The sequence below is a fragment of the Defluviitoga sp. genome (assembly GCF_035349255.1).
Lineage (GTDB): Bacteria > Thermotogota > Thermotogae > Petrotogales > Petrotogaceae > Defluviitoga.
On sequence record NZ_DAOPSE010000035.1, the window covers coordinates 1 to 12,685 of the forward strand.

7 protein-coding genes are annotated in these 12,685 nt (G+C 33.2%); 2 read left to right on the plus strand and 5 right to left on the minus strand.

What is annotated here, in order from left to right:
- Positions 1-70: 70 nt before the first annotated feature.
- The 5 genes from PKN74_RS07070 to PKN74_RS07090 all read right to left on the minus strand — a co-directional run bounded on the left by PKN74_RS07070 (position 71) and on the right by PKN74_RS07090 (position 6,610).
- On the minus strand, positions 71-1,795 hold the full coding sequence (locus tag PKN74_RS07070) for an NAD+ synthase (protein ID WP_472309985.1): 1,725 nt from the start codon (positions 1,793-1,795) through the stop codon (positions 71-73).
- A gap of 227 nt (positions 1,796-2,022) precedes the next feature.
- Positions 2,023-2,823, minus strand: a complete 801-nt coding sequence (locus PKN74_RS07075; protein WP_472309987.1) for a phospholipase D-like domain-containing protein — start codon at positions 2,821-2,823, stop codon at positions 2,023-2,025.
- 88 nt (positions 2,824-2,911) lie between these two features.
- On the minus strand, positions 2,912-4,081 hold the full coding sequence (sat, locus tag PKN74_RS07080) for a sulfate adenylyltransferase (RefSeq protein WP_472309989.1): 1,170 nt from the start codon (positions 4,079-4,081) through the stop codon (positions 2,912-2,914).
- Between the two features lie 166 nt (positions 4,082-4,247).
- A complete protein-coding gene (locus PKN74_RS07085) occupies positions 4,248-4,820 on the minus strand; it encodes an MBL fold metallo-hydrolase (RefSeq protein ID WP_472309991.1) in 573 nt (190 codons plus the stop codon).
- A gap of 35 nt (positions 4,821-4,855) precedes the next feature.
- Positions 4,856-6,610 (minus strand): M3 family oligoendopeptidase, encoded by a 1,755-nt coding sequence (locus tag PKN74_RS07090; protein ID WP_472309993.1) that lies wholly within the window; start codon positions 6,608-6,610, stop codon positions 4,856-4,858.
- 250 nt (positions 6,611-6,860) lie between these two features.
- On the opposite strand from PKN74_RS07090, the gene PKN74_RS07095 reads away from it, so the two are divergent.
- Positions 6,861-7,841, plus strand: a complete 981-nt coding sequence (locus PKN74_RS07095; RefSeq protein ID WP_472309995.1) for an alcohol dehydrogenase catalytic domain-containing protein — start codon at positions 6,861-6,863, stop codon at positions 7,839-7,841.
- Between the two features lie 59 nt (positions 7,842-7,900).
- Positions 7,901-12,370, plus strand: a complete 4,470-nt coding sequence (locus tag PKN74_RS07100) for an acyl-CoA dehydratase activase-related protein (RefSeq protein ID WP_472309997.1) — start codon at positions 7,901-7,903, stop codon at positions 12,368-12,370.
- Positions 12,371-12,685 lie beyond the last annotated feature (315 nt).

The window sequence follows — 12,685 nt, forward strand, 5'->3', positions numbered from 1 at the left end:
CCGAGCTTGCATTTCTACAAGCCCCCGCCTCTATAGGCGGTGGGTAATTGACTAAATATTACAAAAACCTTCAAAATTGATACTTTTTTGTAATCGGCATATTCCAGCCTTTTCCAAAGTTTATTTCGCTCAGTTTGATCCCAGGCGGTAATTGTCTGCGCTTCCATTCACTTCTTTCTACCATATTTATAACACTCTTCAATACTTCTTCATCGTACCCTTCGTTTAAAAGATCTTGATAAGATTTCCCTCTTTCGATATAATCAAATAAAATTTCGTCTAAAATACTGTAGGGGGGTAATTTATCTTCGTCTTTCTGATTTGGCCTAAGCTCTGCCGAGGGGGGTTTCTCTAAGATTGATTTTGTTATAATTTCCCTATTATGAATCTCATTATATTTTTCAGCGACTTTGTATAATTCCGTTTTATATAAGTCTTTAAGTGGAGCTAAGCCACCTGCTGTGTCTCCATAAAGCGTTGAATAACCAGTTGCAACCTCACTTTTATTATCGCATGCTAAAACAAGATGACCAAATTTGTTTGAAAAAGCCATAACGATATTTCCTCTAATCCGAGCTTGTAAATTTTCTTCCGTTTCGTTGAACACCGTTCCTTCAAAGCTTTCTTTTAATGCTTGTAAGTAGGCATTATATAATTCCTTAATTGAAATAATTTTATATTCTATACCCAAGTTCAGCGCCAATTCAACCGCATCTTCAAGGCTCTTATTAGAAGTAAATTGTGAAGGCATAATTAAAGCTAAAACATTTTCTTTACCAATAGCATCAACTGCCATGCAAGCAACTAAAGCAGAATCCACTCCTCCACTTAACCCTAAAACGACACTCTTAAACCCGTTTTTTAATACATAATCCTTCAAACCCAATTTTATAGCCAAGTAAAGTTGCTCATATTCATCTGGAACTTCGCTTTTAAGGGTATCCATCTTAACCTTTTTATCAATGTTTTTATTAATATCAATTATTCTGACATAATTTTTATTTTCAAAAATAGGTTCTCTTTTTTTGTATTTCAGTTTTGCCCTTTTAGCTTGGTCTGGATTAATATCAACAAAATATAAACCTTCTTCAAATAATGGCGCATTTATTTCTACAACTCCATATGGGTTTACAACTATGCTTCCCCCATCAAACACTAATTCATCCTGACCCCCTACCATATTACAATACAAGATCCACGAAGCAAGATCAACAGCTCTTGTTTTCATCATACCATAACTTAAGTTAATCTTCTTTTTGTAAAAAGGAGATGCAGATAAATTTAAAATTAAATCAACTTTATTATCGAGCAAGGAGAGAAAACTACTATCTTGAAAATGAATCTCATCGCCAATTGTTATACCTATCTTAGTTCCTTTTAATTCTATTAACGTTATAACTTCTCCAGGTTTAAAATACCTTCTTTCATCAAAAAAGGGCAAAGAAGATAGAATCCTCTTCCTATAACTTTCTACAAGATTACCTTTGAAAATGATTTGTGCGCTGTTAAAGATATCATAATCTTCATCACACTCTACAGCACCAAGTATTATTACAATGTCTTTATCAACGCTAAAGCTTGCTATCTCTTTTATACTTTTTAAAGAATCCTTTAAAAACTGAGTGTTCAACAAAAGATCTTCAGGAGGATAACCATTTATGCACATTTCCGGAAAAACAATTATATCTGCCTTATTTTCACAAGCTTGATCAATGTAATTTTTAATTTTTTTAATGTTTCCTTGATAGTCTCCAACCAGAGAATTTATCTGAGCAATTGCGATCCGAATATCCATATATGACGTACTTTTTAAACAAGTTAAAAAGTACTTTCCTCCTTTCTTTAGTTAGGGGAAGGCCTCTTGAGCTATACCTCAACAATCTTTAAATCGATTTTGTTAGTTTTAATAACAATTCCCCGTCAACACTTAAAAATAACCAAACTTTTACAGTTTTTCCCCATAAATTAGTCGAATTTAAATTCTTATCTTAAAAAATTTATTTTAAAAGCATTTTTATTTTATCATTCTACATACAATAAATCAAATTTTTGTCTTAATATATTGGCAACGCTTTCATTATTGATAATTGTAATAATCTCGTCATTTTTTTCTCTAGCACGGTATGTTAAGTTATAGCTGCCAAGTATAACTATCTCATCATCTATGATAATCGTTTTAGCATGTATATTATCGTTGTACTTTACATCAATACCGGTAAGAAACTTTATAGGAGAATCATACAGTTTATTCCAATCGTCAGATAAAATTTCTACACTGATACCTTTCGAAGACATTCTTTCCAAGACTTCCACAAAGTAGGGATCTGTAAAAGAATAAGAAAATACCTTTATTGATTTTTTCGCTTTTTTTACCTCTCTGAGAATACTCGAGGTAATTTGATTAGATGGACCTGTAACTATTTTTACATGATTTAAATCTGTATTTTTTAGAACAACATAGATCGGATTTTTATTTTTTCCAAACTTACCTTTCTTAAAGTTGGAAACTTCTTGAAGAAAGATATCAACGATTTTCTGATCTTCTGTATAAATGAAAACATTGAAATCTGTTAAAAGCCCACTTTCTGTGAAATTTCCTGTTCCAAATAAAACAGATTCATCATCGAACAGAATAAATTTTTCATGAAGGTATCCATCTATATTTTTGTCGTAATTAATTGATAGATTTGAATTACCTGAATAACCACCTTCATATTCTAAAAATATTTCACTATTCACTTTAGCTAATTCATTGGAGATGGTGTCATCTAAACTAAAAGACACCAATCTCAATGATTGACTCTGAAGAATCTTGTCTTTCAAAAATTTGAGTAACTCTTCTCCAGAAAAGAATATTTCGTATGAAAATATATTAATAACAAAAATCAAAATAAATAATATAATAAATAACTTACTTTTTATCATTGTTTTTTTCTTGATAATACTTCATAAGAATATCAGCTACTTCTGGTCTGGTGAATTCTTTTGGCGGTCTCTCTCCACGTGAGAGCATCTCTCTTACTTTTGTGCCACTTAAAAATACGTGGTCTTCTTTTCCGTGAGGACAAGTTTTAGATGTTGCCATATTTTCACATACTTTACAATAGAACGCATGCTCGAATTTTAGCGGAATTATACCAATTTCTTCTGGCTTAAATTGATCAAAAATCTCTTGAGCTTCGTAAGTTCCATAATAATCTCCAACTCCAGCATGATCTCTCCCAATTATAATATGTGAACAACCATAATTTTTCCTGCATATTGCATGAAATACGGCTTCTTTCGGACCAGCATATCTCATATTAACAGGGAAAACTCCCAACAAAACTCTATTCTTGGGATAATACTTGTCTAATATTACTTCATAGGAATACATTCTAACTTCTGATGGAATGTCTTCTTCTTGAGTTTTTCCAACAAGAGGATTGATAAACAATCCATCAACTATTTCTAATGCAGTTTTTTGAAGATATTCATGAGCCCTATGAATTGGATTTCTTGTTTGAAAAGCAACAATAGTTTTCCATCCCTTTTCAGAAAAAATTCTTCTCGTATCTACAGGGTCAAACCTATATTCTATAAAGTTTTCATGGTTTATTCTGTTAAGTAACGTAATTTTGCCACCTAACGCTATTTCTCCTTGCTCATAAAGAAACTTAACTCCTGGATGTTTATATTCATTAGTTTTATATACCTTTTTTGCTTCCTCTTCTTTTCTTCTGGGATACTTATCTTCTAGATGAAGGATCGCGTAGTCTTTTCCATCTTCTTCTGATTTTATTAAGATATCTTCTGAAACCTTTAAATCATCAGCTATTTCTTTCTTCACTGATAAAACAATAGGTATAGACCAAACAATTCCATTTTTTAATCGCATATTATCTAAGACTGAGTTATAATCATCTTTATTCATGAAACCTTCCAAAGGACTGAACAATCCTGTTGCGATGTTTTCTAACTCCGAAAGATCAAAATAAGGAACTGTTATAGACTTTAATTCCTTTGCCTTCTTCATCCATTCCTTTTTTTCTTCCTCCGAAGCAATTCTATTTATCAATTTTCCACCATGTGGTTCAATCAATTTAATAACCTCCTAATAATTCTTCTAGATCTTTTAAGTATGAGTTTTTTCACAGATTTAACAAATACAATCCAATCAGGGCCCCCATTATTGGAAATAATAGGAGACACATATTAAATTTTCAAGTATCAAGAAAAGATAAAAGGGATGCCACCCTTGAACACACTTAAATTACTTTTAAAAAAGGATTGTTCTCTAAAACCTCTACGATGGTCCCTGTTCTCATGTGTCCCGGTGCTATGATTGTATCCTTTGGCAAAGACATCAAAAACTCTTTTAAAATCTTCAAGGATCTTTCCATGTCTTCAGGTGAAGAATTTGGAAGATCAGTTCTTCCAATAGAATCAAAAAACAAGGTATCTCCTGTAAACAAATAATTATCTATATAAATCACACACGAACCAGGTGTATGACCAGGTGTATGTATTATTTCATATGCTTCTGAAATGTCCTTCCATGAATCTATCCATGAAAAAGGTGTTCCTAAAAGGAAAGATAGATTTAGTTTGGGATTTTTCAGCAATTCATCATCTAAGGGGTGTAAATACAATTCTTTTATCTTTATTTCTGGAAGTCCTAAGATATGGTCAAAGTGTCCGTGAGTTAATAACACGATAAATTCGTTTTCCCTACTCACAAATTGTCCTACATCCTCTCCCGGATCTATAATAATTTTATTGTCTATAATATAAGTATTTGTACGAAATCCTCTACAGGTAACAAATTGTTGAATTTCCACAAAAAACTCCCCCTCACAAGCAAATGAAAAAATTTTTAATCTAGCTTGCTTAAAAACTCTTTTTCGATAAATTCAAAACCTTTTTTCCAAAAATCTTTTTGATTAATATCTATTCCTACTCTTTGTAGTAACTTCTCGGGAGAATCACTTGCCCCACTACTTAATAACTCCTTATATTTAGGAACAAAAGATTTACCTTCTATCTTGTATTGTTCATACAAAGCAAGTACCAATAGATTTGCAAAATTATATGCATAAACATAAAAGGGTGTATGAAACATGTGAGGAATGCTAGACCATTCAAAATGATATTCATCCGGAATTATTACAGAATCTCCAAACATAATTTTTAACTCTTGATTATATAAATCAGAAAGTTCTTTCCATGTTGCACTACCGTTATCGCTAATCATTTTATGAGAAGTTATTTCAAATCTTGCAAACATATTTTGTCTAAACATTGTCGCAAATGTATCCTCAATTTTTGAAGCTATAAAAGCCATTCTTTCTTCTTCTGATAAGGTTGGTAAAACAGCATCCATAACCAACATTTCTCCAAAAACCGAAGCAACCTCCGCCATTACTAGTGGAGGATGAAAATTCCAAATATTTTGTTTAGATGCCAACACCCCATGAATTCCATGCCCCAATTCGTGTGCCAAAGTCATTATATCATTCATATTGCCTGTATAATTCATCAATATAAATGGTTTTTTATTTGGAACGACGTAAGAAGTAAAAGCTCCTCCTCTTTTTCCTTTTCTTATATCTGAATCAATTCTTTTCTCCGTGAAAAAATATTCAGCAATTTGACCAAACTCCTCATCAAAACTGTAATAGGCATCTAACACAATTTCCTTGGCCTCATCAAAAGAATATTCTTTTCTCTCTTTCATTAAAGGAGCATATATATCAGCTAAAGTTAAAGTTAGCCCCATTTTTTGGGTCTTCCAATTATAATATCTATGTACTAGAGGAGAATTATCGGTTGTAACTTCGATTACAGTTTTGACTATTTCATCTTCTACTTCATTTTCCAAATTTCTCATAGAAATAGGCTCTTGAAAATTTCTCAAGCTCGCTTCAGTATCATAATTTTTCACAATCGAATTATAGGTTTTCTCAATAACTAATTGATCTTTTTCGTATCTATCTAAAAGTATCTTCATAGCTCTTCTTCTAACGTCTTTATCTGGATGCATCCTCAAAGACCGCATTTGAGGTTCAGTTAGAGTTCTAATCATGCCATCTACTTCAATTTCAAAGATATAGGAACTAGTCAGGCGTTGATAGAGATCTTGGAATCCACCTCTTGAGGAATTGTACATTGCAGCCAAAACTTTTTCAGCATCCTCAGATAGCACGTGTTGCTTTGATTTTAAAAGTTTTTCTATAACATGCCTATAATCCTTCAATTCTTCTGACTCCATAAACTCTATTAATTTATGTTCGCTTTGTTTCAAAATCGACGGTTTAGAAAAGGAAAGCTCCATCTCAATTTTTGCCAAATAATCGTCGCATACAGCCGCTAGTTTTTGATAAAGCTCGTTAGAAGTATCTGCTGCATAAATTAAATTAGCATATTGAGCCGTTAACCCTACTTTCGTAACAAGATCTTCGTATTCAACAAAAAATTCTTTCATTTGAGAAGAAGTCAAAGAAGGATCCGATAACTTACTATAGTATTTTTGCTTTAGTTGTTTTGCTTTGTTAAAACCCTCTTCTAGGTCAATTTTAATTCTTTCGTCATGTGGAGAATTATAAAAAAACGTAAGGTCCCATGTTGGCATCTGAATTGCCTCCTTTATTCTTTTAATATATGAAGCAGTTATGAGAGAAAAAAGTTTTACTTTAAACATTATAGCATAAATCTTGTCCTTTTTAGTTCGTTAAGTAAACCAGTTCTTTTTATTTTGATACTTTTGTAATATAATAGTACTAGTTTGAAACAGTTTTATTTTAAAATAATATAAATTAAAATTATATAAAAAAAGATTTTTTTTGCAATTAATATCAAAATATAACTACGGAGGCGATGCATTGAAAGCCCTATATATAAAGGAACCACATAACTTAGAGCTAATTGAAAAAGATGAACCTGAAATAAAAGAAAACGAATCTTTGCTAAAAGTTTTAAGTTGTGGAGTTTGTGGTACTGACTTAAAAATATATAAAGGCGAAACTTTAGCTACTTATCCTCTTGTGCCAGGGCATGAGATCGTTGGAGAAATAATAAACTCAAACAAGTATGAAAAAGGAACAAAGGTTGCCATCGATCCTAACAAATCTTGTGGTTACTGTAAATTTTGTAGGGGAGGAAAACCACATTTATGTGAAAATTTAAAAGCTGTTGGTGTAAATAGGGATGGAGGATTTGCAGAACTGTTAAGCGTTACCAACGATCTTATATATCCTTTAAATAAAGACATAGACGTAGAAAGTGCGATATTCGCAGAACCTCTTTCGTGCATAATACACGGACTTGATTTATCAAATTTTTCTTTTACAGATGATGTAGCAATTATTGGTGGTGGAGCAATTGGATTGATATTTGCTATGTTATTTGATCGATTTTCGGTTGGAAAAAAAGTCATATTTGAAATATCCGAAGAAAAAATAAAATTCATAAAAAAAGAATTTGGTTTTGACGTTGTACAATCGCAAGAATATAAAGGAACCAAAGAATTTGATTTAGTGGTTGAATGCTCTGGAAGCGTAGCTGGATTTGAATTAGCCTATTCCCTGGTAAAAAAAGGAGGAAAAATAATAAATTTTGGAGTAACTCCCAAAGGTTTAAAAACAACAGAATTAGAACCTTTTCAAATATATAGTGAAGAAATTACTATTAAAGGTTCTTATATCAATCCATTTACAATGCAAAGGGCTGTCAAGATAATTAACAGCAAAGAATTTCCTTTCTACAAATTATTAACTGATGAAGGATCACTATCATACATGAAAGATTACATAACAGGAAATAAACATCCATTTTTGAAGGCAGCTTTTGTCAATAACAAATAAATAAATTTTTGTTAGTGTAGCCTCCAGGCAACATCAAAATTGAAAGGAGCAAAACACATATGTATTACGTAGGTTTTGATATTGGTTCATCGAGCATCCAAGTAGCGGTTATTGACGAAAAAAAGAATTTAGTTTTTGTTATGGAAAATATTCCTCATTTTGGAACACCTTTAAAAAGACTTCCAGAAATTTGGCAAAAAATAAACAACAATTTAGATGGAAAAATCGTTTCGACATCCTTTACTGGTATAGGAGCTCAACACTTCAACAAAGTCTTCCCAGAACTATTGTTTGACTATGAAAGCGTTACTATCCCAAAAGGAGTTTTTTTACTAGAACCAAATGTTTCTTATGTCTTTCATATTGGCGCTAAAGATTCTTATTTCTTGAGACTTGCAGAAGTTGAAGGAGAAATAAATCTTTTAGAATGGTCCGCCAACAGTAAGTGCGGTGGAGGTTCTGGAATATTAATTGAAAAGCAATTGAGAAGATTATATTTAAAAGATGACAAAAAATTTTTCAATACAGATAACCCCGATCATAAGCAGAAACTAATGGACCAAATATTTATTAAGGCTGAGTCTGACATTAAAGAATTTACTGATTTGAAAGGATTCAACGCTAGATGCGGTGTAATTATACAATCAGATCTTATTCATGAACAAAACGAAGGAGCACAGAAACCTTATCTTGTTGCCAAATTATACACAACAGTTGCACGAAACTTTAAAAACGATGTATTAGGAGCCAGAGAATTGGATCCTTCTTTAGTAGCTCTTGCAACTGGCGGAGTTTTTTCCAGTGATTATATCCTAAATAGTTTTAACAATTTAAGTGGCTTAAAGGCTAGGCGCCCAAAACACCACATGGCAGTTGCAGCAATTGGTATAGCTGTTGAAGCTCTCGAGAAAAATAACAACTTTGTTATGGACTTTGATCAACTTTTCAAGATCACTGACTTCAGCAAAGAAAAACGCTTTTTCGCCGAACCTCTTTATTTGTCTCTAGACAAGGTACACATATTTGAACAAGAAATTACTAGAACTTACAGTCAAGAAGTAAGAGAAGTAACAATTGGTGTTGATGGAGGTTCTACTACTACAAAAGCAGCTATTGTAGATGTTGAAACTGGTGAACTTCTTGACAAGATTTATATTAGCACCCACGGCGATCCAGAAGGAGCTTTAAAAGAAGTTTTTAGATATCTATCTAAAAATGCTGACAAATATGATGTTTTAGGTGTTTGTACTACAGGATCCGCAAGAAAATTATATGAAAGAATTTTGATCAGCCAATCTTTAAAGAAAAGTCTTGAAAAAGAAGGTTTCATTGTTTTAGACGGAGCAGTAGATGAAATCACATGTCATGCTAAAGGTATTAAATTCCACGATCCAGATATAGACACCATCTTTGAAATTGGTGGGCAAGATATGAAGTTTACTTCCTTTAAAGTAAATGGAAACAAGGCAACAGATCAGATAAAAGAAGCTAGAATGAATTATTCTTGTCAGGCTGGTGCCGGACAAACTTTAGAAAATATGGCTCAAATATTAGATCTAGATGTTAAAAGCACACTACAAGAGGCCGCATTAAAAGCAGAAATTGTCCCGATAATAGATTCCACGTGTGGAGTTTTCATGGAAATGGAAGAAAATAGACTAATTTCAGAAGGTTTCTCCAAAGAGGAAATAGCTGCAGCAATTGTCAGATCAACGGCTGCTAGTTATTTCAATAAATTTGTTGGAGGACCTCAACATGTACAAGATAAATGTTCTTGTCAAGGTGGACCTGCCTTAGGAAAAGCGTTTTTAGCTGCTATGGCACAAGTTACCAGAAAAGATATTTACGCCTATCCCCACAGAGAATTGTTCGGAGCTTGGGGAGCAGGACTTTTCCTGAGAGAAGAAATATCAGAAGCTAGAAAGAAAAATAAAACAGTAAAATCTGCATTTAGGGGATTTGAAGTTGTAGATATGGAATTTGATAAAAAAGATGTTTTATGTTCTGAACATTTTGGAAAACTTTCTTGTAAAATGAGAAATTGTAAATTAAAAATATTCACTATAGGTGACGAAAAAATAATTACAGGTGGTTTTTGCCCTAGAGGAAACAGTGAAGGCGCTGATGTTACAAGAACCGACTACGTTGAAATTTATCATAAAATCTTTGATAAACATTTTGATGGAATAACTTGCGATCAATTAGACAAACTGCAAGATAAAAGTATTCCTACTGTAGGAATACATCGAAGTGGTATAACTCTCGGAGAAATGGGGATTTGGGCTGCTACTTTGCTAAAATCTCTAGGTTTTATGCCAGTTATTACACCTGTTTCAAATGAAGAGATTGCCCAAAGGGGTATAAACATTGCTCCAACAGAATTTTGTATAGCAATGAAATTGGTGTTAGGACATGCTGACTTACTTGCAAAGGATAAAAGAATCAAGCATCTTTTCAATCCGGCTCCTATTGAAGAAATTCGAGATAAGAAACCGTACAGAAAGTTTTGTATATATACCGAAGCCGAAGGATACTTGATTCAAGATATTATCGGTCTTGAACCTCAAAGAGAAATTCTACCAATCATCTATTGGAAAGATAATGAAAGAACTTCTCAATCGCTCTATGAAGAGTTTAAACGCATTGGATACAATATCTCTAAAAAAGAAATTTTGGAAGCCACTTATATTGCAGATAAAAAAGTTTTAGAATTTAAAGAAGATTTGAACAAACAGGGCGAAAGGTTCATGAAAGAACTAGAAAAATCAGGTGAGATAGGTTACGTAGGATTAGGAAGAGACTATGTAATTCTTGATCCTCAGGCCTCCTCTGAATCCGGTACAATGTTTACAAAACAAAGAGGAATGAGATACATCCCCCAAACATTCTTAGAAGACTATTTTAAAGATATTCCTATTGATGATCTTTCTTACAACGAATATTGGTATCAAAACGCACACATTCTTCAGGCTTCAATATTTGTTGCAAGACATCCAAAACTTTTCCCAATAAGACAGATGAATTTTGCTTGTGGTCCAGATTCAGTGAAGTTCTATCATGAAGACGAAATATTTAAAAGAGTAGAAAAACCTTTCTTACACCTCGTAACTGATGCTCAAACTAACAATGCTCCATTTGTTACAAGGGCAGAAGCTCATGAAAGAGTTGTTAAAAAAGCAACTCCTAAAACTAACCTCGATATGACAAACTTCGTCTTATTTCCTGATGGCAAACACAGTAAAAAACTTAAACTTGGAGAAAAATTATGGCTCATTCCATATATGGGAGAGGCAAGCAATTTGGGTGTTTCTATCTTAAAACACTACGGTATTGAATCAAAAGTCATTTCTTCAGCTACTCCCAAAGCAAAGGAATATTCAGATAGATTCATTACAACAGAGGTTTGTTTCCCGCTACGCGGGGTAGTTGGCGACGTAATGGCAGAATTAGAAGAATTAGCTGAAAAGAAAGGAAAGGATTGGATAAATGAAAATATCGTTCTTTTCTTACCAACTACTGCTGGTCCATGCCGTTTTGGAAAATATGGTGAGGTATTAAAAATATTTTTAAGACAAGAAGGAATGGAAGGCATATCTCTAATTAGTCCTTCTGCAGATGTTGGCTATTTTGACATAGATGTTCCCGAACAATTTGATACATTCTCTTCAAAAGTCGATGCCCTTGTTAATATTTTTAGAGCAGTTAAGATGGCCGATATGACAGATGATTTAATAAGAAGGTTTAGACCTTATTGTGACGATTTCAAAAAATTTGACGAAGTTTGCGACCAACGTTGGAAAAGTCTACAACATTTACTCATAAATCACGGAGCTTCTCTTAAATTATTAAAAAAATGGGTTAAAGAAACAACCGAAATCTTCTCTGAATTAGCACCAACTGCGGAAGATCATTCACTGCCTTTAGTATTGTATATAGGGGAAATCTATACAAGGCAGCATGACCCATATGCGGACTACGTCATTCAAAAGATTGAAGAAGAAAGGTTAGAAATAATAAGAGGTTCTATAGCCGAATGGTTAGAATATGTAATGTACATAACTAATAGAAGAAACCCGAACTTCTTATTCGGTTTTGTTGAAAAATACATGGCTTTTGTAGATTGGAGATTCAAAAGAATCTTTGGCAATCACCTACATGAACGACATGTTGTACCCAAACCTCGTAGAATCATTGAAGACATGCAAGATAGTAGGCGTTATCATGGTGATATTATGGGTGAGTCTCCGTTAGTTATCGGTACTTTTCTCAAATTTTTAAACGGTGAACTATCAAATGGCCGACAAAGAGTTTCGGGTATATTCCATGTGGGTCCCTTTACCTGTATGCAAGAAGGAGTAGCAATGGCAAAAATTGATGCAATTATTAAAGAAGAGGCAAAACACAACCCAACATTGGTTGTACCTATAATTCACGCATTCTTTGGCGAATCTGCAAACACTAACCTTGAAGCGGAAATCGCAGCTTTCAGAGAACAATGTTACCTGAAACATAAACTAATTACTCGTTAAATATAACTTTAAGATGTGACGGTAATAGGGAGGGTTTTGGAGCTACAAGATTCATAAGGTAGTAGCCCCAAATCCTTTCTTTCGGTAGAACGATACCGAAAAATCGTATAGGTGTCCCACATGAGCGTTTGTGTACTGTAAACGCCCACTTTGGGCAATCTATGATGAGAAATTTACATTGGATTTTCTAAAGTAACAACAATTTTCTATTATACGAGGAGGGAATGGAGTCAATTACCCACCGTCTATAGAGGCGGGAACTTGTAGAAATGCAAGCTCGGTTGATTAGCCTATGTCATTAGTTTTTGCTAATGA